General features: G+C 67.4%; 20 protein-coding genes and 1 tRNA gene. 11 read left to right on the forward strand and 10 right to left on the reverse strand.

What is annotated here, in order from left to right:
• The first annotated feature begins 16 nt into the window (after positions 1-16).
• Genes ACIBGM_RS34255 through ACIBGM_RS34270 form a run of 4 tightly spaced genes read left to right on the forward strand, consistent with a single transcriptional unit; the run spans position 17 to position 5076 of the window.
• The gene (locus tag ACIBGM_RS34255) at positions 17-397 is read left to right on the forward strand and encodes a hypothetical protein (RefSeq protein ID WP_396387881.1); all 381 of its coding nucleotides are present in this window, start codon (positions 17-19) and stop codon (positions 395-397) included.
• The gene (locus ACIBGM_RS34260; protein WP_360528241.1) at positions 394-1431 is read left to right on the forward strand and encodes a PDZ domain-containing protein; all 1038 of its coding nucleotides are present in this window, start codon (positions 394-396) and stop codon (positions 1429-1431) included. The genes ACIBGM_RS34255 and ACIBGM_RS34260 overlap by 4 nt, the downstream gene beginning before the upstream one ends.
• A gap of 43 nt (positions 1432-1474) precedes the next feature.
• On the forward strand, positions 1475-2092 hold the full coding sequence (locus ACIBGM_RS34265; protein WP_360528238.1) for a PPA1309 family protein: 618 nt from the start codon (positions 1475-1477) through the stop codon (positions 2090-2092).
• On the forward strand, positions 2089-5076 hold the full coding sequence (locus ACIBGM_RS34270) for a UPF0182 family protein (protein ID WP_360528235.1): 2988 nt from the start codon (positions 2089-2091) through the stop codon (positions 5074-5076). Before ACIBGM_RS34265 ends, ACIBGM_RS34270 begins: the two co-directional genes overlap by 4 nt.
• Positions 5077-5176: 100 nt before the next feature.
• On the opposite strand, the gene ACIBGM_RS34275 is transcribed toward ACIBGM_RS34270, so the two are convergent.
• Together ACIBGM_RS34275 and ACIBGM_RS34280 are read right to left on the reverse strand one after the other, a co-directional pair.
• Positions 5177-5749: a hypothetical protein gene (locus tag ACIBGM_RS34275; protein WP_396387882.1), complete on the reverse strand. Its 573-nt coding sequence runs from the start codon at positions 5747-5749 to the stop codon at positions 5177-5179.
• Positions 5750-5866: 117 nt separating this feature from the next.
• Positions 5867-6829, reverse strand: coding sequence for a GNAT family N-acetyltransferase (locus ACIBGM_RS34280; protein WP_360528229.1), 963 nt, complete (start codon positions 6827-6829; stop codon positions 5867-5869).
• 115 nt (positions 6830-6944) lie between these two features.
• Between ACIBGM_RS34280 and ACIBGM_RS34285 the strand changes: the two genes are divergently transcribed.
• A tRNA-Met gene (locus ACIBGM_RS34285) sits at positions 6945-7018 on the forward strand.
• A gap of 138 nt (positions 7019-7156) precedes the next feature.
• Here the strand turns inward: ACIBGM_RS34285 and ACIBGM_RS34290 are convergent.
• The 5 genes from ACIBGM_RS34290 to ACIBGM_RS34310 all read right to left on the reverse strand — a co-directional run bounded on the left by ACIBGM_RS34290 (position 7157) and on the right by ACIBGM_RS34310 (position 14531).
• Positions 7157-8302, reverse strand: coding sequence for a Wadjet anti-phage system protein JetD domain-containing protein (locus tag ACIBGM_RS34290; RefSeq protein ID WP_396387883.1), 1146 nt, complete (start codon positions 8300-8302; stop codon positions 7157-7159).
• On the reverse strand, positions 8299-11697 hold the full coding sequence (locus ACIBGM_RS34295; RefSeq protein WP_360528223.1) for an SbcC/MukB-like Walker B domain-containing protein: 3399 nt from the start codon (positions 11695-11697) through the stop codon (positions 8299-8301). Before ACIBGM_RS34295 ends, ACIBGM_RS34290 begins: the two co-directional genes overlap by 4 nt.
• The gene (locus tag ACIBGM_RS34300) at positions 11690-12280 is read right to left on the reverse strand and encodes a DUF4194 domain-containing protein (RefSeq protein ID WP_360528220.1); all 591 of its coding nucleotides are present in this window, start codon (positions 12278-12280) and stop codon (positions 11690-11692) included. Before ACIBGM_RS34300 ends, ACIBGM_RS34295 begins: the two co-directional genes overlap by 8 nt.
• Positions 12277-13704 carry a DUF3375 domain-containing protein gene (locus tag ACIBGM_RS34305; protein ID WP_360528217.1) on the reverse strand — a complete coding sequence of 476 codons (1428 nt, stop codon included), beginning with the start codon at positions 13702-13704 and terminating at the stop codon, positions 12277-12279. The genes ACIBGM_RS34300 and ACIBGM_RS34305 overlap by 4 nt, the downstream gene beginning before the upstream one ends.
• A 107-nt stretch (positions 13705-13811) precedes the next feature.
• On the reverse strand, positions 13812-14531 hold the full coding sequence (locus tag ACIBGM_RS34310; protein WP_396387884.1) for an endonuclease/exonuclease/phosphatase family protein: 720 nt from the start codon (positions 14529-14531) through the stop codon (positions 13812-13814).
• A gap of 88 nt (positions 14532-14619) precedes the next feature.
• Here ACIBGM_RS34310 and ACIBGM_RS34315 point away from each other — a divergent pair, with 88 nt between their 5' ends.
• The 4 genes from ACIBGM_RS34315 to ACIBGM_RS34330 all read left to right on the forward strand — a co-directional run bounded on the left by ACIBGM_RS34315 (position 14620) and on the right by ACIBGM_RS34330 (position 18093).
• Complete coding sequence (locus ACIBGM_RS34315; protein ID WP_396387885.1) at positions 14620-14910, forward strand: hypothetical protein; 291 nt, start codon at positions 14620-14622, stop codon at positions 14908-14910.
• Positions 14911-14920: 10 nt separating this feature from the next.
• Entirely contained in the window at positions 14921-16483 is a 1563-nt protein-coding gene (locus ACIBGM_RS34320) for a LuxR C-terminal-related transcriptional regulator (RefSeq protein WP_396387886.1), read from the forward strand.
• Positions 16484-16573: 90 nt separating this feature from the next.
• Positions 16574-17653 (forward strand): flavin-containing monooxygenase, encoded by a 1080-nt coding sequence (locus ACIBGM_RS34325; RefSeq protein ID WP_396387887.1) that lies wholly within the window; start codon positions 16574-16576, stop codon positions 17651-17653.
• A gap of 17 nt (positions 17654-17670) precedes the next feature.
• Positions 17671-18093, forward strand: coding sequence for an SgcJ/EcaC family oxidoreductase (locus ACIBGM_RS34330; protein ID WP_360528202.1), 423 nt, complete (start codon positions 17671-17673; stop codon positions 18091-18093).
• On the opposite strand, the gene ACIBGM_RS34335 is transcribed toward ACIBGM_RS34330, so the two are convergent.
• From ACIBGM_RS34335 to ACIBGM_RS34345, 3 genes are read right to left on the reverse strand one after another with little or no spacing between them, the layout of a single operon-like run.
• The gene (locus tag ACIBGM_RS34335) at positions 18086-18409 is read right to left on the reverse strand and encodes a putative quinol monooxygenase (RefSeq protein WP_360528199.1); all 324 of its coding nucleotides are present in this window, start codon (positions 18407-18409) and stop codon (positions 18086-18088) included. The genes ACIBGM_RS34330 and ACIBGM_RS34335 overlap by 8 nt on opposite strands.
• 17 nt (positions 18410-18426) lie before the next feature.
• Positions 18427-19413, reverse strand: a complete 987-nt coding sequence (locus tag ACIBGM_RS34340; protein WP_396387888.1) for a proline racemase family protein — start codon at positions 19411-19413, stop codon at positions 18427-18429.
• On the reverse strand, positions 19413-20303 hold the full coding sequence (locus ACIBGM_RS34345) for a MurR/RpiR family transcriptional regulator (RefSeq protein WP_360528193.1): 891 nt from the start codon (positions 20301-20303) through the stop codon (positions 19413-19415). The genes ACIBGM_RS34340 and ACIBGM_RS34345 overlap by 1 nt, the downstream gene beginning before the upstream one ends.
• Positions 20304-20385: 82 nt before the next feature.
• Between ACIBGM_RS34345 and ACIBGM_RS34350 the strand changes: the two genes are divergently transcribed.
• Both ACIBGM_RS34350 and ACIBGM_RS34355 read left to right on the forward strand, forming a co-directional pair.
• On the forward strand, positions 20386-21474 hold the full coding sequence (locus ACIBGM_RS34350) for a C45 family autoproteolytic acyltransferase/hydolase (RefSeq protein ID WP_396387889.1): 1089 nt from the start codon (positions 20386-20388) through the stop codon (positions 21472-21474).
• A gap of 8 nt (positions 21475-21482) precedes the next feature.
• A complete protein-coding gene (locus ACIBGM_RS34355; RefSeq protein WP_360528186.1) occupies positions 21483-23105 on the forward strand; it encodes an ABC transporter substrate-binding protein in 1623 nt (540 codons plus the stop codon).

A 23105-nucleotide genomic window follows, 5' to 3' on the forward strand; every position in this document is an offset into this window, starting at 1 on the left:
GCATGAAGGTGGCCGGATGAGGGTTTTGGCGTGGCTGGCGTTCCCGCTGGTCGCCACGCTCCTGGCGATGTGCTGGGCCGCGTGGCGCGGGCGGAGCCGTGGTCCGCGCCGGTCCGGCGCCGCCTTCGCATCGGTCGAGGACTTCCGTCGGTTCAACGAGACCCTCGCTGCGCCCGGCCCGCGAGCCACTCCGGAGCGTCGTCGCGGCCCGTTCCGCCGTACCTCCAAGGACTCGGGCGGCGGGGCTGTGCAGCGATCCGTCGTGACCGGCTTCGGTGGAGCCGGGACGGTTGGGCCGGCCGGAGCGTTGGACTCATCAGGGACGCTTGCCGTTACCAGGAAGCTCGGTTCGGCCGAGACGTTCGGTTCCACCAAGATCGCAGGGCAGGGTTCGTGACACGTCGTACCGCCACGCTGGTCGCTTCGATCGTCGTGCTCGTCATCTCGCTCGGGCTGGTCACCGCCTTTCCGGTGCCGTTCGTCTCGTTCAGCCCGGGTCCGGTGAAGGACACCCTCGGCGAGTCCAAGGGCAAGCCGGTGATCGAGATCACCGGGCACCAGACGTTCCCGACCTCCGGCCGGCTCGACCTGACCACGGTCTCGGTCACCTCGCCCGAGCGCGAGCTCACCCTGCCGCAGGCGATGCGCAACTGGCTCGACCCGCACCACGACCTGTTCCCGCGCGACATCATCTACCCGCCGGAGCAGAGCGCCGACGAGGTCGAGGAGCAGAACACCGCGGAGATGACCGGCTCGCAGGACAGCGCGATCGCGGCCGCTCTGCAGGCGGCGAGGGTCCCGTTCCACCCGAAGGTCTCCACGGTGGCCAAGGACACCCCGGCGGACGGCAAGCTCAAGCCGGGCGACGTCGTACTCGCGGTCGACGGGAAGACGGTGTCGCAGGTCGCGCAGGTGGGCGAGCTCGTCCGCGAGCACAAGGTCGGCGACGACGTGATCTTCCTGATCCGCCGCGGCACCGCCGAGCAGACCGTGCTGCTGAAGACCGCGGCCACGCCAGGAGAGGCGACCCGCCCGATGGTCGGCATCACGATCGGCATCGACTCGCAGGTGAAGGTGACGGTCAACCTCGGCCAGGACATCGGCGGCCCCAGCGCCGGTACGGCGTTCGCGCTCGCCATCTACGACAAGCTGACCCCGGGCCCGCTGCTCGACGGCAAGCACGTGGCCGGCACCGGGACCATCGACGCCCTCGGCCAGGTCGGGGCGATCGGCGGCATCCAGCAGAAGATCGCCGGCGCCAAGGAGGACGGCGCGACCGTGTTCCTGGTCCCGGGCCCGAACTGCGAGGCCGCGCTGCACGCTGACGTGAAGGACATCCAGCTGGTGAAGATCACCACGCTGAACGAGGCGATCGGCGCCCTCAAGGCGCTGTCCACCGGAAGTGGATCGGTCCCGACATGTACGCCGTGAGCCACCAGAACGTACCGGCCAGCCGAAGGGAAGATCAGGCGGCATGGATTCCGTAGGCACTCTGCCTCCCGACGCGCTGAGCCGCGCGGTGATCGAGATCGAGAAGCACGTGAGCAGCGCGGGCTGGGACCAGCCCGCGCAACTGTTCGCCCTGGTCCCGACCGATGAACTGCTGCGCGCCGAGCCGCAACTGGCCGCCGAGCTCGGCGCCGAGGACGCGTCCCAGCCGCTGACCCCGGTCGCGCAGGGCGAGCTGCCCGGCGGCCTCGAGGACGAACACCTGGCCGATGCGCTGGGCCGCATCGAGTGGCCGGACGGCGTCAGCGGCTGCGCGCTCGCGATCGAGCGGGTCGTGCTGCCGGCCTCGGCCGAAGCCGGCCTGTCCGGCGTCGAGTCCGACGCGGAGCTCGCCCGGATGGCGGGCAGCGACCCACGCCGCCACGAGGTCCGGATGGTCGCCGCGGTGCTGCGCGAAGGCGCCCGCTTCGGGGCCGTTCGGCTACGTTCACATGACGAGGACAGTGCGGTGCTGACCGGCACCGACTTGGTCCCCACGCTGTGCGAAGTACTGTCTTTGACATTCGAACCTTCGGCCGACAGCCGGCCGGGCGAAGGTCCTGGGGTCGACGGCATGAGTGACGACGAGGAGAACCGACCATGAGCGACGGCGTCTATGACATGCCGGAGGAGCCGCGGCGGACGCGGCGAACATCTGGCGGACGGCCCCGGGCACTGCTGCCGACGATCGCGACGCTGATCGTCCTGCTCATCCTGTTCAGCGTCTTCACCGACGTCTGGACACAGCGGCTGTGGTACCGGTCGGTGGACCTGGGCTCGGTCTTCAGCACCGTGCTGGGGACCCGGGTGCTGCTGTTCGTGGTGATCGGCCTGCTGATGGCGGCGGCCGTGGTCGCGAACATCATCATCGCGTACCGCACCCGGCCACGGGTCGCCCTCGCACCGTCGCCGAGCCCCGGGTTCGAGCGGTACGGCGACCTGCTGCAGCAGCGCGGCAAGATCGCCATCGGCGTGATCGCGACGCTGATGCTGGTGTTCGGCGGATCGGCCGCGTCGGGGGAGTGGAAGGTCTTCCTGGCCTGGCGGAACCGGACCCCGTTCGGCGTCACCGACAAGCACTTCAACAAGGACATCGCGTTCTTCGTCTTCGACTACCCGTGGCTGCGCGTGCTGCTCGGCTTCGGCTACTCGATCGTGCTGCTGTCGCTGGTCGCGGCCGTCATCACGCACTACCTGTACGGCGGCTTCCGCCCGTCCGCGAAGGGACAGAAGGCCTCCGGTGCGGCGCAGGTGCAGTTCTCCGTGCTGCTCGGCCTGCTGGTCCTCCTCAAGGCCTTCAGCTACTGGCTGGACCGCTACGGGCTGACGACGTCGGAGAGCCGGTTGTTCACCGGTATCTCCTACACAGGTGACAATGCGGTCTTGCCCAGCAAGGAGATCCTTGCGGTCATTGCTGTGCTGTGCGCGGGCTTGTTCTTTGCCAACGTGGTCCGCCGGACCTGGCTGCTGCCAGGTGTGGGGACCGTAGTGCTGATCCTGTCGGCGATCCTGCTCGGTGCCTTGTGGCCGGCGGCTCTGCAGCAGCTGCGGGTGCGGCCGAGCGAGCCGGTGCGTGAGGCGCCGTACATCACGAAGAACATCCAGGCGACGCGTCAGGCATACGGCCTGGAGGACAGCCAGGTGATCAACTACCAGGCCAACACGACGGCGACCCCGGCCGAGCTCGCGCGTGACGCCGAGGTCCTGCCGGGTATCCGGCTGATCGACCCGAGCGTGGTCGGGCCGACCTTCGAGCAGCTGCAGCAGGTCCGCGGCTTCTACTCGTTCCCGACGGACCTCGACGTCGACCGGTACAAGATCGGCAACGAGGTCAAGGACACCGTGATCGCGGTCCGCGAGGTGCAGATCGACCGGTTGCCGGCCGGTCAGCGCAACTGGAACAACGACCACACCGTCTACACCCACGGATACGGCGTCGTCGCCGCGAACGGCAACCAGCGCGCCGCGGACGGTACGCCGGTCTGGTCGGAGAGGGACCTGCCGCCGAGAGGTGACCTCGGTGACTACGAGCCGCGGATCTACTTCGGCGAGCAGTCCCCGGACTACTCGATCGTCGGCGGCCCGAAGGGCGGGCAAGCGGTCGAGCTCGACACGCCGGAGGGCAAGAACGGTGGCGACCCGACGCTGAACACCTACGCCGGCAAGGGCGGCGTGCCGGTCGGAACGTTCTTCAACCGGTTGCTCTACGCCACGAAGTTCCGGGACGCGAACGTCCTGCTGTCCAGCCGGGTGAACACCGACTCGAAGATCCTCTACGACCGCAATCCGCGCGAGCGCGTCGAGAAGGCCGCGCCGTGGCTGACTCCGGACGGCGACCCGTACCCGGCCATCGTGGACGGTCAGGTCGTCTGGATCGTCGACGGCTACACCACGTCGGCGAACTACCCGTACTCCGAGAAGGTCGCCCTGGACGACAGCACCCGGGACACCACCACCGGCCGCGGCACCATCGCGCAGCAGCCGAGTGAGGAGATCAACTACATCCGCAACTCGGTCAAGGCTGTCGTCAACGCGTACGACGGTTCGGTCGAGCTGTACGCCTGGGACGAGGAAGACCCGATCCTGAAGACCTGGATGAAGGCCTTCCCGGACACGGTCAAACCGCGCTCGGACATCTCGCCTCAGCTGATGGCCCACCTGCGCTACCCGGAGGACATGTTCAAGGTCCAGCGCGACCTGCTGGCCAAGTACCACGTGCAGGACTCGACCACCTGGTACCAGAACAGCGACCTGTGGCGCGTCCCGGCGGACCCGACCGCGGTCTCGTCCGGTGCGGACTCGTCTGCTCAAGTGAAACAGCCTCCGTTCTACCTCTCGCTGCGGATGCCCGATCAGGACGCTCCGAAGTTCTCGCTCACCTCGGTGTACGTGCCGAACGCGGAACGCGAGAACCTGACCGCGTTCATGGCCGTCGACGCCGAGGCGACCTCGCCGGACTACGGCAAGTTCCGGATCCTCCGACTACCTGGGAACGTGCAGATCCCGGGTCCTGGACAGGTGTTCAACAAGTTCCAGACCGATGACGGGATCAGATCGGCGCTGCTCCCGATCAACCAGCCGACCAGCGGCGCCAGAGCACAGTTCGGCAACCTGCTGACACTTCCGCTCGGCGGTGGTCTGCTGTACGTCCAGCCCGTCTACTCGGTCCGGACCAGCGGACCTGGTAGCTATCCGGTGCTCCGGTACGTGCTGGTGTCCTTCGGTGACCGCGTCGCCTACGGCAGCACGCTGCAGGAGGCGCTGAACAAGGTGTTCGACACCAACATCAGCACCGGTGAGCAACCACCGAACCAGAACCCGAACCAGAACCCGCCGACCACGAACCAGACGGTCAAGCAGGCGCTGGCCCAGGCCCAGGCGGCCTACGCGGCGGCCCAGGCAGCCTTGCAGAAGGGCAACCTCGGGGAGTACCAGAAGCAGGTCGAACTGATGAAGGCAGCGCTCGACCGTGCCGTGGCGGCGGGAGCCACACCGACGCCGGGCACACCGGCGCCGAGTGGTGCGCCGACCGCGACACCGTCAGCCACTCCGGCTCCGTCGACTCCGCCGTCGTCGCCGACAGGCTGATTCGAGGCTGCTCATCCGGGGCGGCGACACCGACATGCAGTCGGGGTCACCGCCCCGTGCCGTTGCCTGCAGCATCAGTTGCCTCAGGCACCGGCTGGGATCAGTCCTCCGGGCGGAAGCCCGTCGCCGTGTCGAGCAGATCCTGCTCGGAGAAGCGCCCGCGATCGAGCGACACCTCGGCCGCGACTCCCGGTGCGACGAAGTAGAACACCTCGTCGCCGTCCGCGATCAGGCCGTCGTACGCACCGATCTTGACCGCGCGGAGCTCCCAGGTGTCCGGGTCCTTCCCCTCGTACTCGATCAGGAACGCCTTCAGCGCCTCGAGATCGGTCAGCTTCTCGCCGCGCAGCGTCTTCATCGTCAGGTCGACCTTGTAGGCGCCCTCGGGATCCGGTCCGGTCTCCCAGACCCGGCTGTGGAAGCGGATGTCCTCCCACTCGTACTCGAAGTCGGTCGGCGTGCCGACGCCGGCCGGAAGGTGCTCGATGACGAAGCCGTCCAAGTTGTCAGCCCTCTGCTCGGTCGATGGGGGAGCCACGACGTACCCAGGACGCGGCTCGGCGGCGGCCGGGGCGGTCGTCCAGGCGCCGAGTGCGGCGAGGACGACCGCGCTCCCGATCACGATACGACGGGCCTGCGGTACGACTCGGGAACCAAGGGAAGAACGCGTCATGGCTGTCTCCTGAGCAACGTCGACGCCCTACCCGCTGCAGAGCGTCTTCTTGCCTTGGAAGATGCACCGATCGCAGCCCCACCCGGACGGCGATTTCGAAGCTGTGGAAAAGCTTCGTCAGTAGCCGATCAACCGGTGCAGCCGGTGGAAGGTCTGCTGGAAACCGAGCCGTGGCCACGTCCGTGACGACAACAGGTTCGTCACCCGCCAGTCGGTGACCACCGACGTGTAGCCGGTGTCAGCCGCCCACTGCACCACCGCCTCGCCCAGCGCACGCCCGGCACCGTGACCCCGCGCCTCCGGCAGTACGGCGGCGAAGCCCAGGAACCCCGCGTTGTCCGGCCGGGCAAGTCCGTTGTGCGCACTCGATTTCTCCAGCGAGCACCCGATCGACGAGCCGATCACGCGACCGTCGTACTCGGCGACGAAGGTCGCGTAGTCGTGGTCGTCGATCGACTCCTCCCAATCCGCCAGCGCCTCCTCGAGTGTGGGAATCTCCCCGGAGTTGAACACCGGCGACCGTCCCTGGTGCTGCGGCAGGATCAGGTCCAGCTCAGCCAGTACGGCGATGTCGTCGCGCGTGCCACGCCGTACCGTCAGATCAGGTGGTGCGACCAGCGGTGTGGTCGGCGCCGGCCGGATGGCGTGTGCGTGCTGCGAGCCGAACCCCAGGCGGAACCACGCGTCCACCAGCTCCGCGTCGTCGGGCACCAGCGCATAGTGCGCGATGCGGCCCTCGTCCACCCACTTGGCGGCGGCAACGGCGTACAGGTCGCGGATGTGTTCTGGCTCACGTACAGCGTGGCCGGCGGCCTCGACCCAGACGTTGGGGCCCCAGGACGAGGCCTTCGGCACCCCCAGCACATAGCCGATCAGCTCGCCGCCCTCTGTCAGCGCGGCGCCAGAGGCGCTCTCGCTCTCCCAGAGGGCTGTGACCTCGACCACTGCGAGCTGCTCGTCCTCGTAGTCCGCCGGCAGCAGAGGGTGCCGCTTCCGGTGCTCTTTGTGCCGCTCTGCGAGCAGTCGGGCCGCCGCGGGCAGGTCCGCCTCCTCGAACGGGCGGATGACGTGTCGGGACATACCCGGAAGGTACGCCGTCCCACCCGCAGCTGGCACGGGGTTTGAGTCACCCACCGCCACCCCGGGAGCCGATTTGGTTGCTCAGCCCCGATCCACTAAACTAAAACCACAACGACGCGGGGTGGAGCAGCTCGGTAGCTCGCTGGGCTCATAACCCAGAGGTCGCAGGTTCAAATCCTGCCCCCGCTACGGAAGAAGGCCCGGACCATCAGGTCCGGGCCTTCGTTTGTCCGGGGGACATGTGGTTGGGCTCTCACGTCGGCCTTCTACCGCGTTGCGACGAGCAGGTCTGGGCCCTAGGGGTGCTGATTGCGGCCGGTTGCAGAGCTATACGTACGGGAGCCGTTTCTCGGCCCACACCCAGTCGATTCGCTCCTGTTCGAGCCTGACCCGCAGGCCCAGCCGGTCGGTCACCAGATCGGAGTACAGGGCTGCCTCATCTGTTGTCAGGCGCTCGAGGGCAGCTGCCGTTGGCGAGCTCTCCTGGACCCAACGCCCACGATGGTCCAGCAGCGTCTCCCGATCCATGAGGAAGGATCGTGTCTGCGGCAGCCAGGCTCTCAGCTGACTGAGGATGGCGAACCCGTGCGTGTCAAGATCCCCCCAGTAGTGCACCTCTGTGCCTCGCAGCCACGGTAGCGATCCCGGCCGGTTGACTTCGAATCCCTTTCCCCAGATGGCGACTCCACCAGCGGGCACAGGCACGCTGAGGAACGTGATCTCGTTCTCTACGATGACTGCACGGCGGGCCTCAAGATCGAGTTGGGCCAGCTCCTCGACCCGGACGGTTGCGTCGCTGAACTGCCCAGCCAGTCTGAGTGCGGGATCGGAGCGTACGCGGATCAGTTCTGGCTTTGCTCGCAGGCCGAGGGCGGCGATGAAGCTCGTCGACGATGCCGGGACGCCGAGTAACCGGGAAAGCACAGCTCGATGCTGTTCCACGAACTTCGTGTCGACACCGGGAGCGCTGATCTCGCGAAGGTACTTCCCAGAGTCGCGCTCGTTGCTGAGCCAGCGGTACGCAGCGAGCAGTGCAGGCCAGGCCGGGTCGAGTGCGAGTGCTCGCAACGGCTGGCTGGCGATCCACGATCGGACGGCGGGTTCGGCGGCGGCCAGCGCCAGGATTTCGCGGTATCGACTCACCTCGCGGCCGACGCCGAGCAGTGCCCACACTTGGTCGTACGTCGCCACCTTGGCGCGACTCGGGATGCGGTTACGGCCGAACACCCGGCCACCGACCGGCGCGAACTCGAGCGAGTAGTGCCTGTCATCGCGCCGTCCGGAGTCGAGGGCTGCGATCCACGACTGCACTGCGGCGAGATCGTCGCCGATCTGAGCGGGCCGCGGGCCGCTCAACGGTATCTCGATGACAGGAAATGGATCGCCCGCTGACAGCGCGCGCAGCAGCGTGCCATCGTCCCAGCGGCGCCTGATACGCGCGTGGATATCGGCAACCGTTGTCCATCCCGTCATGCCTGGTGCCCTGCCCTGCGTTCCCGGAACTCCTCGATCGTCAAGGTCTGCAGGCGGGAGTAGCTCCCGCCTGGGTTGTCGACGAACCCGATCGACCGGACATATGGCTCGATCACGTGCACCTTCTGTAGCGGGGTGACGATGAGCAGTTGCAGCCCGAGCTTCGCGAACAGTTCGAGTGCGTACCGGGTCGACGCGTCCGAACCTCGGCCGAAGGCCTCGTCGATGACGGCAAACCGGAAGTCACGCGACTTTGCTGCGCCCCACTCGAGGCCGAACTGATAGGCAAGCGAGGCCGCCAGGATCGTGTAGGCGAGTTTCTCCTTCTGCCCGCCGGACTTGCCGTCGGAGTCACGGTAATGCTCCCACTCGTCGTCGGTGAGCCGCTCGCGCTCGGAGGCGGAGAATGTGAACCAGTTGCGCACATCTGTGACCCTGCGGGTCCAGGCCTTGTCGCTGTCGCTGTGTCCCTCCCGGCCCCTGAACCGCTCGATGATGCGCTGGACGTCGAGAAACCGTTGCTCGGAGTAGTGATCGTCCTCCGGTGCCAAAGTGTCGTCCGTTGCGGCCCGTAGATCGGTGCGGAAGTTCTGGATCTCCTGGTTGACTGTGCGCTCGGTGTCCAGACGGATGTAGCGTCCGGGACTGTAGTCGATCGCGCCGAGTGCCTCGTTGATCCGGTCCACTCGGCTGCGGATCTCCTCCGACTGACGCCGCAGCCAGTTGTTGAACTGCGCCAGCTCCCTGATCGTGTTGGTGTTCAGCTGGCGCTTGAAGTCCTCTTCGAAACGAGGCAGGTCGTCATTGGTGACCCGGTCGTGGAACTCTCGGAACTCGCTGCGCGCCTCGATGCTTGCATCCATCTCGGTCGTTGCCTCCGGCCAACGGCGGCGTACGTCGCTCATGTACTGCAGGATGCTCTGCGTGTAGCCGCCCAGCTCCTTTGCCATGCGGTCGATCGCTGCCTGCAGTTCTGTGGTCAGCGATTCCGCGACAGGCCTGCACGAGGCCGCTGTGCGAGGCATGGCCTTGCCGAGCCGGCTGGTCAGATCCGGGTACGACAGGCGCGCGGTCTCAAGGGTCGTGGCCTGCTGTGCAGCGACGAGTGCTTCGTCCGTCCCACGGTCGGCGGTATCGCGTTCGATGCGGTCCTCAAGCTTGCCGATCTCGCGGGTCAGGCCAGACAGCTCGTCGGCGAGTCGCTCCGCCTGCCCCGCGTTTTCGGCCAGGCGCCGCTCGATCTCTGCCAGCTCCGTCGATCCACTGATCAGCCGGGCACGCTCATCTTCGGCCCTGGCCGCACGACTCTCGGCGTCCTCCCAATCGACGTCGATCCAAGACGTGTACTCCGCCAGCCGTGCCAGTGCGGTCCCGCGCGTCGAAAGTGACTCACGCTCTGTCTGCGCATCGCGTAACTGATCCTCGGCAGCGAGCAGCGAGTCCTGCTGCTCCTTGAGGTGTTCAGTGAGCGCATCGATCTTCCGCTCGTTGACCCAACCGAGCACCCAGGAACGGGGATCATCGACCCTCGACCGATCGTCCTTCTCATGCCGCTCGCCCGCCCGGATCTGCCCCTCGCGGGTCACCGCACGATGCTCGGACCGAAACTCCTGAATCGTCTCGACGCAGCGGTAATCCGCGCGTTTGATGAGCTCGTCAGCCAGGTAATCGCGGAACTCACCGTCCCGCACTTCGATGCAATCGGCCAACAGGAGACCTGAACCTGTGCGGCGAGGCCGCAGCGGTACGCGGCGGGCCGGAACTCGCTCGTAGACAAGTTTGGTTCCAGTCACGCGGCCGTCGTTGCGCCGGTAGGTCAGCCGATGCTCGTTGACCCACCGGGCGACCCTGTCGTAGTGCGCGGGTCGAACAAGAAGCGACAGAGCGAATCCGCGCAGGACTCGTTCGGCGGCTCCCCTCCAGTCACCGAACTCTTCCGCCACATCGAGAAGCTCGCCGGCGAAGGGCACGTCGTCGTCAGACAGGTCGAGGTCGTGACAGAGTTGCCGTCGTACGGCGAGTTGGCTGCTCGGCAGATTGCTCGTGCGGCTCGCCAGGCTCGCAAGTTCGGCGCGGGTTTCCTCGCCGAGACGACGCCGTTCCTGCCTCCGACCGGTCAGCTCAGCCACCTTCTCGTCCAGCCCGGCCTGCGTTGCCGCGACGATGGTCGACTGCTCTCGCACGACTGCCGCCAGGGCGGAGAAACCGATGCTGTCCGACACCGCGGTGAGCCCGGCGTCAGACACGCGCGAATCGAATCTCGAACGGCGTTCCCTTCGATGCGCCGCCTGCGTAGTCGCGTCAGCTGCCAGCCGCTCCAACTCGGCCACCCGATTCCCGCCGGCGCCGGCTCGCGCTGTGATCAAGTCCTCGCGTTCGCGCGCCAGTCCCTCCGTGACCTCACGCCTCACCTTGATCTGGTTCGCGCGCTCGTCGCGTAGCTGTGTGTTGGCCTCGATCTCCGAGCTGAGCAGACCGATCCGCAACTCGGCGAAATACATCCGTGCGGCGTCCCGTTGCAGTTCCAGGTCGCCACGACGTGCGAGGGCCTCGTCGTAGCGATCACTGGTAGCGACCAGGGGGCGCAATGCCTCGAGTTGCTCCCGTGCTCGGGTGACGGTGTCGTGCGCCTTCGTCAGGTCCTCGAAATGGGCGACGATGCCCTTGACCTTCTCTGTTGCGTCCACCGGCTCGAGCATGTGGTTGCGTACGAACTCGTTGAGGTTGCCCACCGACTTCATCGAGACGGTCTGATGGAAAAGCTCCATCGCCTGCTCCGACTTGATGCCGAGCAGCCGCCGCACCCGGCGGCCGTAGTCGGGGAACACCTTGTGAATATCGGCGCCGGACGCGCGCAGCCGCCGGCGCAGATCGTTCAGGTCCGTGCCGAATGCTGTGAAGTCGCTCTCGATCGACAATTCTTTGGGTGATGTGACGAAGAACCGGTCCGGCTGGCCGGCCTTGTCTTTCTGATGGAACACCTGTGCGAGGCTGACCGTCTCGCCGTACCCCTCGTTGACGAAGACACCCAGGAGCACGGAGTACGACGTGTGGTTTCGCAGGCCGATCGCGCGCGACGTCCCGGACGACTCGATACGCTCGGACTTGTAGTGGCCCTCGACGTAACTGCGCAGTGTTCGTTCTTTGGCGTCGGCGCCCGCGGCCTTGTTGTAGGAGATCTTGTTGGCCGGGAGAAGCAATGTTGTCATCGCATCGACGAGCGTGGACTTGCCGCTGCCGATGTCGCCGGTCAGCAGCGCAGTCTCGCTACCAGGGATCAACCGCCAGACGCGCTTGTCGAAAGTGCCCCAGTTGAAGACCTCGAGTCGTTGTAGCCGGTAGCCGGCGTGGCTGCTCGGCTCGAGTTCGACCGAAGAGAACAATCCGTCAGGCATCGTCGCCTCCTCCGGCCGTCCTCGCGTACTCCTGCAGTTTGCCTGCGAAGTCGGACAGGGTCTGCGCATCGACGTACGCCTTCAGGATGCGCCGAACCTCCCAGTGGTCTGGTTGGCCTCGGAGTTGCCGCAGGAAGCCGAGTTCTGCGGCCTTCCTGATGGTCGTGTCCACCTGGTCGATCACTCGGGCTTCATTCGTCGAGTCGGCGAGAAACAGCCTGAGCATCTCGACGGTCTGGTCACGGGTGAGCACGAGCTTGCCTTCGCCGCCCGTCGTTTCGAACTCCACCAGGCGCTTTCGCAGCAGGACAAGCAGCAAGCTGAGGTTGTAAGTGAGGCTTCGGCGGTTCACCAGCCGCGGCAACGCTTCCTCGCCTTCGTCCTCGTCGCGGCTCTTGAGGTAGGCGTAGCCCTCACTGTGGTCCACGACCAGGTCCACCCCGATCGCAGCGAAGTGATCGCGTACCGGGCCTGCATGGCGGTCGAGCGCGGACCAGGTGTCCTCGTCAGTCTCGCGATAGACCACGCCTCGCATCAGGCGGATGATCGCGGTCGCAACCGCATGTTCCTCCGGCGTTCTCATCGTCGGGTCACCGTGACCCGCGGCAGCCGTGCTCGCCGTAAGACGCCACCCTGGTCGTACTCGACAAGTGTCTCGTCGTCCTCGTCCATGGTGACCTCGATGTCGTCGTCCGATAGGGCGAGATAGCCGATGATCTCGGCCGCACCGTGCTCGAGTGGGTAGAGGCCGATGATGTCCTCGAGCAGGGCGGAGCTGCGCTCCGGGACGAGGGATCGGATGTTGTCGGCCAGCCGAACCGGATCGACGAACGATTGCCCGAGCAGTGCAGCCACATCCACGACCTCATCGTCAGCAGGCCCCAGCAGGCTGTCGAGCTGCGCTGTCGGACGGGCGTCGTAAAGGGGCCTCTCGAACGGCAGAGCAACCGCGATTCCCGGTACGTCGACCTGCAGTCCGACATCCGGCGGTTGCTCCCGGCAGGCCAATGCCGCAGCCTCGACCGACCTGACGAGATCGAGCACTCGCCGGTTCTCCAGCCAGATCTGGTCGTCCAAGAACCGTCGCAATTGCTCCGAGATCAGCCGGACCGTTCGTTGGGTGCGTTCGGCCGCCTCCGACCAGTCGTGGTGAATCGTCCGCAGACGAAGGTCGGCGTCGAGTTGGTCGAGCGACTGCACCCGTGCCAGGAGCCCGGCAAGCTCGTCCTGGCGTGACTCGGAGAGCAGGAAGTCGTAGAACGCTTGGAAGGTGCGCCCCTGATCGGATCCGGTGATGTCCGAGCGGCTCCCAATCAGGTCGGCGAGCAGATCGGCCTTGCTTCCGTCCCACGCTGCGATCTGTTCGCGAGCGGCTCGGTCCAGCGCGCGGAAGTTGTCCTCCACTTCCCGGAAGTCCGACAGTAACTCCCGGGCGATGCCGGCGAACTGCTGGTAGCGGTCGAGTAGCGCGGTCCGCTCGAGTGTCGTCACGATGCCGGCCTCGACATCGGCGATCTCCTGGTCGATACCTGCGCGTCGCCGCCGGAGCTCGGTCAGCCGGACGCCCGGATCGGTCTCGGTGCCGTGGACGATCTGACGGAGCAGATCGACGATCGTCTGCAGCCGCGATTCGGTACCGACGAACGGCCTGGTCTGAAGGCCGGTTACCCACGCGTACGCCTTCTCGAACGCTGGTGTGGCATCGTAGTGGACCTCGTCGGAGCCGAGCGGATAGAAGCGACGTAGCCAGCCCGCCTCCGCCGCTGCCCAGTCCTCGAGATAGTCGAGGGCGGGACGGGGATAGCGGGGGTCCTCAGATGCACCTGAGTTGAGCGTGTAGAGAACGTCGTCAAGTGCTGCTTCGAGGGCGGCCGCTGGGGTCGGTCCGTGGTTGTCCTCCACGAAGAACCGGCCGAGGAACGACAGCACGAGCGGTGCGTTCGTTGCCCGCAGGAGTCGCCACGCGGGATGCCGGTCGCGCAACCGCTCGATACCGTCGTACTCCATATGGCGCCCTTTCGGCTCGACCAAGCGTAGATAGGTCCGCCGACACTTTGGGTAGAGCGCGTGCCGTGCGAAGCTCACCCTCCCTGCTGCTGCGTGCTCATTCCGCTTCACCCGGAAACGCTCAGCCTGACGGACAACCCGAGGTGGTCGGAGATGTCGGGGCGGTCGGTGAACATCAGGTCGGCGGACTCGACGTTGACGGCTCCGGTGACCAGGACGAAGTCGATGCACTGCGAGGTCCGGCCCGGCGGGAGGTACTCGGCCCGGAAGGTCGGGGGACACGCGCCGGCGAAGGCGTCCATCAGGAAGGCCTTGGCGATGAAGGAACGGAAGAGGTCGCTGTCGCGTGGCACGTTGAAGTCGCCGCACACGATCGCCGGCCCTGGCAGCGCGTCGACGACATCGGCGAGTACGGCGAGCTGCGCGCGATGCGTGTCGTAGAAGCGGTTGGACTCCGACCAGTCTCCGTCGACGTTCGCGGTCGGATGTGTGTTGACGACGTACCCGACCGGCAGGCGCGTGACCAGAGTGCCCTTGAACCGCGAGGGAAAGCGGACATAGTCCGTGGCTTCGACCGGTCGGCGAGAGAACGTCACCAACCCGCCGGCGGGTCCGACCAGGGAGCGCCGGTAGCTGATCCATCGGTACGACGGCATCCACCGGACCAGCTGCCTCAAGTGGTAGTACGTCAACACCTCCTGGACGTTGACGACGTCCAGGTCCGACCCCTCGAACTCGCGCCCGATCACGCCGTACCGCCCCCGCAGCCGTGATCTCAGCACCGGGATCCCCCGGGTGTTGAAAGTTGCAACCGACAACTTGTCCATACGCCTCCAGTCGTAGCTCGGGTCAGGGTAGATCCCGGCGGAAACCCCGATGTGGGTGCGGTGGGAAATCAGTAGTTTGCGGGGTGTGATGACTTATGAGGTGTTGATCCGAGGTGGGGAGCTCAGTCTGCAGGAGCCGGTGGCGCGCGTCTTGTGTCCGGTGGAGGGGCATGACGGGCCGTGTGAGGTGCCGTGGGGGTTCTCGGTGAGCGGGGAGGACGACCTGGTGCTGGGGATCTACGCGTCGCCGGCGAAGGCGGCTGAGGTGGTCGAGCGAGTGCAGGAAGTCGTCGGTGCAAGCGAGGTCGTGCTGAGCCCGGCGCCGGCGGACCACTTCGAAGAGCTGGCAGAGCAGCACCGGATCGAGCACGGCGGCTGATACTGGGCTCGTGGACGCTATTGCCGAGGCTCGGAGCGCGTACGACGTACGCCGCTGGGCGCGCGCGTACGAGCTGTTCGCCGCGGCCGACGGCCTCAGCGCCGACGACCTGGATCGCTACGCCGTCGCAGCGATGCTGGTGGGCCGGATGGACGACTACCACGCCATCCGTGAGCGCGCCTACGAGCAACTGCTCGCCCAAGGCGACTTGCTAGGGGCGGGTGGCGCAGCGCTCTGGACCGGGATGCAGCGCATGGTCGAGGGCGACGTCGTGGCCGGCGGCGGCTGGCTGGCGCGTGCGGCCCGGTTGATCGAGGAGGACGGCACCGACTCGGTGCCGGCCGCTGTGCTGGGGATGAGCCAGGCCTTCCAGGTCACCGATCTCGACCAAGCGATCGCGATTGTCGGCGAGGCGGTCGCAGCCGGTCGCCGACTCGGCAGCCGCGACCTGGTGGGGCTCGCGCTGCACCAGCAAGGGCTGCTCCTGCTGCAGGCTGGCCGCTCGAGTGAAGGCCTATCCAGGCTGGACGAAGCCATGGTCGAGTTGTCGTCCGGTGAGCTGTCGCCGATGGTGACCGGCATCGTCTACTGCGGTGCGATCACCGGCTGCTGGACGGTGTACGAGCTGGGTCGCGCAGAGCAGTGGACCGCCGCGATGACTCGCTGGTGCGACAGCCAGCCCGAGCTGGGCAACTTCACCGGCGAGTGCAAGGTACGACGCGCCGAGCTCAAGCAACTGCGCGGCGACTGGACCGATGCTCGCGAGGACCTTGCCCGTGTGAACCAGGTCGACCTGTGGGCCGTCGGGGTCGCGGCGTACGTCCGGGGGAACCTCGACCGGCTCCAGGGCCACTTCACGGATGCCGAGGAGTGCTTCACCGAGGCGAGCCGGCTCGGCACCGACCCGCAGCCCGGGCTGGCCCTGCTGCGGCTCCAGCAGGGCAGTGTGCAGGCAGCCGCGGCGATGATCCGCCGCTGTCTGTCCGAGGAGCAGGACGACGCGAAACGCATCGAGGTCCTCTTCGCCGCGACCGAGATCCTCCTCGCGGCCGGGGACGCCAAGGCAGCCGCGACAGCGGTCGAGGGCCTGAGCATCTTCGCTAAAAAGTGCCGTACAGCAGTGGTCGGCGCACTGTGCGACCAGGCCCAGGCGATGATCCAGCTCGCCGGCGACCACCCGGAGGCTGCGCTCACCCCGGCCCGTGCCGCGCTCCGGCGGTGGGTCGAACTGCGAGCGCCGTACCAGGAGGCTCGCACGCGGTTGCTGATCGCGGACGCCTGCCGAGCGCTCGGCGACGGCGAGTCGGCGGACCGGGAGACGGTGACGGCGCGCGCGACGCTGGAGAAGCTCGGCGCGAAGACCGACTTGCAGCGCCAGGACGGTCAGCTGACACAGCGCGAGATCGAGGTACTACGCCTGGTCGCCACCGGAGCCACCAACCGGGCGATCGCGGCACAGCTCGTGCTCAGCGAACGGACCGTCGACCGGCACGTGAGCAACATCTTCATCAAGCTCGGCGTCTCGTCGCGGTCGGCGGCCACTGCCTACGGCTTCGAACACAAACTCGTCTGAGCAGGTACCCATTCGACCCGTTGGGTACTTTCGCCGACGCACCGCCACAGCCCGGATTCCTACCTTCGAAACACCATCGAAGGAGGGACCATGAGGTACGAGACAGTAGTGATCGGAGCAGGGCAGGCCGGGCTGTCGGCGGGCTACCACCTGGCGCAGCGCGGCAAGCCGTTCGTCATCCTGGACGGGGCCGACCGGGTCGGCGGGTCGTGGCTGAACCGCTGGGATTCGCTCGCCTTGTTCACTCCGTCCAACCGCAACAACCTGCCCGGCGAGAAGTTCGGCGGCGGCTTCAGCTTCGCGTCGAAGGACGAGATGGCCGCCTATCTGCAGCGGTACGCCGAGCAGCAGCAGCTGCCGATCCGCCTCGGCACGAGAGTGGACGGCTTGTTCCGCGAGGGCGACGGCTTCCGCGTCACCGCCGGCACCGAGTCGTTCGAGACCGACAACGTGATCCTGGCGACCGGCGTGCACCGGGTGCCGAAGATCCCGGACTTCGCCGGTGAGCTGTCGCCGGACATCGTCCAGCTGCACTCGGCCGACTACCGCAACCCCGGACAGCTGCAGCCGGGCACGGTGCTGATCGTCGGAGCGGGAAACTCCGGCGCCGAGATCGGGGTCGAGGTCGGCAAGACGCACAAGGTGCTGCTGGCCGGCCGGAACGTCGGCTACATCCCGATCGAGGTGCGCGGCTGGCAGGGAAGGGTGGCGTTCCCGCTGATCTGGTGGGTCTGGGAGCACATCCTCACCGAGGACAAGAAGCCCGGCCGCAAGGTGCAGGCCGAGGCGCTCGAGGGGCACGGCGAGTTCCTGATCCGGCAGAAGGAGAAGGACCTCCTTGCCGTCGGCATCGAACGCGTCGCGCGCATCGGCGCGGTCGTCGACGGCCGGCCGCAGACCGAGGACGGCGACCTGCTCGACGTCGCGAACGTCATCTGGGCCACCGGCTTCCTGCCCGACTTCGGCTGGATCGACCTGCCCGGCCTGGACTCGTCCGGACGGCTCGCGAACCAGCGCGGCACGGTGGTCGGACAGCCGGGGCTGTACGTGCTGGGGCAGGAGTTCCAGTACATGTTCAACTCGCACACCGTCGGCGGAGTCGGCAAGGACGCGGCGTACGTCGTCCGGCAGATCGCCGGCCGGAGCGTCTTGACCTCAAGCATGGTTTAACTACCACGATCGGGGTCATGAAGATCGAAGGAGAGATCCCGAGCCAGGCCGACGTCGACGCGATCGTGGCGCTGGTCGACGCCGTACAGGATGCTCAGAGCACCGAGGATGTGGACGGGTTCATCGCGTTGTTCCGCAAGGACGCGCTGTGGGTGACCGGGCACGGCAAGCGGCTGTACGGGCGGGACACCATCGCCGAGTTCACCAGCCGGGTGCTGCCCGGGGCGACGAAGGACTCGTACGCCACCTACGTCCCGGACCACCTGCTGTTCGTCCGGCCGGACATCGCGGTCGTCAACGTCAACCAGACCTACCAGCGCCGCGACGGCTCCACCGGCGAACTGCCGGTGGAGCACGGCAGCCCGGTCTACTTCCTGGCCAAGGACGAGGGCAGGTGGCAGATCGCGGCCGCGCAGAACACGGTGGTCGTGACTACTTGACCGCGAGCTCGCCGAGCTCGGACCACTCGTTCTGGGGGAGCTTGAAGTTGACGATCCGCGGCGTCTCGACCAGGTACTGCGGGAGGTGCTGCTGAGCCGCCTTGAAGTGGTCCGAGGTGACGTGCGCGCTGGCCGCGTCGTCGTCGGCGAACGCCTCGACCAGGACGTACTCGTCGGTGTCGTCGATCGAGCGGGACCAGTCGAACCACAGGCACCCCGGCTCGGACCGGGTCGCCTGGGTGAACTCAGCCGTGATCGAGGGCCAGTCCGAGGCGTGCTCGGGCTGGACACGGAACTTCGCGGTGATGAAGATCATGCGCCCGATGCTAGTGCTTAGCGCAGCGTGAAACCCGTGCCGAGCGGGTCGCGGGGGTCGAGGCTGAAGGTGGCGGTGCCGGTCCGGTACGCCTCACCTTCGACCTCCGTGATCACGCCGCCGTCGGCCTCCGCCACAACCCGGCCGTGGAACGTGCTGCCGACGATCGACTCGTGCCGCAGCACCTGGCCGTCCGCCAGCCGGCCCTCGTCGTACAGGAGGGCCAGGCGGGCCGACGTACCCGAGCCGCATGGCGACCGGTCCACCTCACCGTCGGCGAAGATCGCCACGTTCCGCTGACGCGGTCCGCTGTCCCAGGAGCCGAGGTCGTCGTAGAAGATCGTCCCGTACATCCCGCTCAACCGCGGGTCGGTCGGGTGCACGGCCTGCGAGTCCAGCGCCCATTTGATCTCCCGCCCGACCGCGATCAGGTCGGCGTAGCAGTCGGGTGTGACCGACAGCCCGACTGACGACGCCGCGACGGAGGCGTAGAACGCACCCCCGAAGCTGACGTCGGCCACCGTCTCCCCACGCGAGGTCGACACCGCCCAACCACGAGCGAAGACGTACGACGGAACGTTGCGAAAGGCGACGCTGGACACCACGCCACCAGAGCACGTGACCCGCGCGACCACCCGTCCGGACGGTACGTCGATGACCACATCCGTCACCCCGTCCGGCGAGGCGGCCACCAGGCCCGTCTCCACCGCCCAGGCGCCGAGCGCGATCGTCCCGTGCCCACACGCCGTCGAGTACCCGTCCTTGTGCCAGAACAGCACGCCGAAGTGCGCGGCGGAGTCATCGCCCGGCACCACGAAGCCGCCGTACATGTCCGCATGCCCGCGCGGTTCGTTGACCAGCAACTGCCGGACCCTGTCGACGTCCGCCGAGGTCTGCGCAAACTCTCGCCGGGAGAGCACCGAGGCGCCGGGGACCTCCACCGATGACACGATCCGGAACGGCTCGCCACCGGTGTGGTAGTCGACGACATCCACCGAGAGCATCAGAACCCCAACTGCTGCCGAAGCGACTCGAGCGTGTGCGCCGACTCCAGCGTCAGCTCGGTGTCCGCGGCCGCGACGGCCTGGGCCAGCGCGTCGGTGGTGACGATCGTGGTCAGCACCTCCGCGGTGATCCCGGTGACCGTGTTCGGGACGTGGATCGCCACGGTCACGTCGCCGGCCAGCCGCTCGGCGATGAGCTGCTCGCTGAGCAGGATGATGCCGGCGCCGACCGCCCGGGCCCGGTCGATCACGACCTCGGCGTCGATGACCAGGCGGCCGGGGGCGATCACGATCACCACGTCGTCGGGCCCGATCGCCAGCAGGTCGTCGGCCAGCCGGAACCCGGCGGTCTGGATGCACCGGCTGCGGCGGCCGAACCGGCGCAGCTTCAGCGTGAGGTGCTCCGCCGCGACGTAGTTGGCGCCGAACCCGTACGTCGTGATCTCGCGCGCGTCGAGCAGCAGCCGGACCGCCTCCTGGAAGGCGTCCACCGACATGTGCTGGTTGAGGAACTCGATCCGCTCCAGCGCCTCGGTGATCACCCGGTCCCAGACGTGCTTCGGGTCGCCGCCGGTCGCCTCCATCCGGCTCCGCAGCCGCTCCTCGCGCCGGCTCGGGTGCTGGAACGGTGACGCGACCATGTCCTTCAGCTCGGCCAACCCGGCGTACCCGAGCGACTGCAGGGTGCGCACGACGGTGGCGTTGCTGGTCTTGCTCAGCTGCCCGAGCTCGGCCGCGGACAGGTAGAGCAGCCGCTCCGGCGAGATCTCCGAGAGCGACCGGCAGACCGCCCGGGACGCGGGGGTGAACTCGTCCCAGTGGTCCCGGATCCGGCTCCGGAGTTCGGCGATCGCCGGATTTCTCGTAACCCCTGTTACATCATCGGCCATCTGTGTATCATCCCGTCCCATCGCAGTTGTAACAACTCATCCAAGCACACCCAGTTCTGTAACACATCGTCTAAGGAAGCTGATGCGGATCATCGAAGTGTCCAGTCCCTCCGCTCATGATCGCGGACGGCAGTACGGTCGCGCCGCAGCGGACCTGATCGGTGCGGCGATCGAGTACTACGGCCAGGCGTTCGAGCTGCAGACCGGCCGGACCTGGGCGCAGATCCTCGAGCAGTCCGCCCCCTGGGAGCGCCTGATCAGCAGCGACTTCCCCGACCTGTACGACGAGATCCGCGGCATCGCGGACGGCGCCGGCGTCTCCACCCGGGAGATCGTGGTGCTGAACTGCCGCGGCGAGATCGTGTACGACGCCCCGCTGCCGGCCGAGGTGGACGAGGTCCCCGACGGCTGCACGTCGTACTCGCTGACGGCGACCGACGGGCACGTCTACGTCGGCCAGAACTGGGACTGGCGGCACGCGGTCCGCGACACCGTCGTCATCCTGCGGATCGTCCAGCCGCCGAAACCGACCGTGGTCATGCAGGTCGAGGCCGGCCAGATCGGCAGGCACGGCGCGAACGACCGCGGAATCGCGCTGAACGCCAACGGGCTCGGCGGCCGGTTCGACGACACCGTTGGTGTACCGCAGACCGTCATCCGCCGGCTCGTCCTCGACTCGGCCTCGATCTCCGACGCCCTCAAGGTCCTGGTCAAGACTCGCGCGCACATCGCGAGCAACGCGCTGCTGACCGACCGATCCGGTTACAGCATCGACCTCGAGACCACCCCCGGCGCCCACGGCTGGGAATACCCCACCGACGGGCTGCTGGTGCACGGCAACCACTACCAGGCGTTCGTCCCGCCGCAGCTGGCGGCCGACCACCGCCCGATGTCGCCGGACTCGCTGCTCCGCGTCCCGCGCGCCCAACAGGGTCTGCGCGACGCCCAGACGTCGACCGACGTCCGCAAGGCGATCCGCACCGCCATGTCCGACCACCTGGGTCACCCCGACTCGCTCTGCGCCCACCCGGACGATCGGCTGCACCCGTTGCGCCAGTGGTCGACGTTGCTGTCCAGCTGCGTCGATCTGACCACCGGCGAGTACTACGTGACGCCCGGAACACCCTGCGAGCACGAATACGAGCTCGTCCCCTTCAATCTTTACGACTAGGAGTCCCCATGTCCGCCAAGCCAGTGAGTGCGGTGCTCTGTGCCTCCGCCGTACTCCTCCTCGCAGGGTGTGGTGGTGGCCAGAACGCCGCACAGTCGCCCGTCAAGGACCAGGTCAAGCTCGTCGACAGCACGCCGGCCGCGGCCGGTCAGCTCGACCAGGCGACCTGGTTCATGACCAAGGAACCGCGGTCGCTCGATCTCGACGCGGACGCGGCGAACTCGCAGAGCGACCTGATCATGGCGAACGTCTGCGACCGCCTGCTGCAGCTCCAGCCCGACCTGACGCTCAAGCCCGGGCTGGCGGAGAAGTACGAGTGGAAGGACAAGACCAGCCTGGTCTTCACGATCCGCCAGGGCGTGAAGTTCCACGACGGCAGCCCGATGACCGCCGACGACGTGCTGTGGAGCCTGCAGCGGCACTCGGCCGAAGGCGCCTCGGAGTCCGACGAGTACGTCAACGTGACCGGTGTCGCGAAGACCGGGCCGAACGAGATCACCGTCAAGTTCAAGCAGCCGGACGCCGTCTTCGTCGAGGCGATCGCGGGTGACGCGGGCGTGGTCTGGAGCCGCAAGCTGGTCGAGTCCCAGGGCAAGAGGTTCGGTGGCCCGGACGGCAAGGACGCCTGCACCGGCCCGTTCCAGCTCAGCGAGTGGTCGCCGGGCAAGCAGATCACGCTGACCAAGGCCGCGACGTACTGGAACCCGGAGAAGGCGGCCAAGACGGACAAGATCACCTTCAAGTGGGGCAGTGACGACGTGATCGTCAACTCGCTCGTCACCGGCGCCGCGACCGGCTCGTACCTGGAGAACCTGTCCTCGGCGACTCAGCTCGCCGCCGGCAGCGTCACCACGGTCAGCCAGGGCCCCGACACCCGGGTCTGGAACCTGATGGCCACCGAGAAGGGCGCCCTGAAGGACGTCCGGCTCCGCAAGGCGCTCGCGCTGGCGATCGACCGCGAAGGCGTCTCCAAGGCGGCGCTCTCGGGTCTCGGCCAGCCCTGGAAGGAACCGGTCGGCTCCGGCGCGTGGGGCTACGAGAAGGCCAAGTTCCAGGCGGCGTACGACGCCCTCGGCGGACTGCCCGCCTCGCCGCAGCAGGCCGATCTGGACGCGGCGAAGAAGCTGGTGCAGGACGTCGGCCAGACCCAGCCGATCGTGGTCGCCAGCGACGGCAGCCCGGTCCGCAACGTGATCGCGAACGCCGTCGTCGACGCCGCCCAGAAGATCGGGCTGCAGGCGACGATCACGCAGATCCCGACCCAGGGCTACGACATGACCGACGAGTCGGTGCGCAAGACCGCCGACCTGTTCAGCGACGACTACTTCATCTCCAAGAACGACCCGGTCGGCTTCTACAAGAACGGCGCCACCAACTCCTCGGTGCAGTGGCTGCTGCGCGACCCGGCGTACGACGAGCTGGTCAGCAAGGGCCGCGCCGCGCTCGAGGACGCGGAGCGGGCGACGATCGCGATCGACCTGGCCAAGCGCTGGAACGACGCGATGCCGTGGATCCCGGTGGTGCAGAGCCCGAGCACGGTCGCGCTGTCCAGCAAGGTGACCGGGGTGCCGGCGAGCGGCTGCTACCGCTACTACCCGTGGGCCGCCGACCTGGGGACCAAGGGGGCCTGA

It is taken from the genome of Kribbella sp. NPDC050470 (assembly GCF_044458365.1).
Taxonomy (GTDB): domain Bacteria; phylum Actinomycetota; class Actinomycetes; order Propionibacteriales; family Kribbellaceae; genus Kribbella.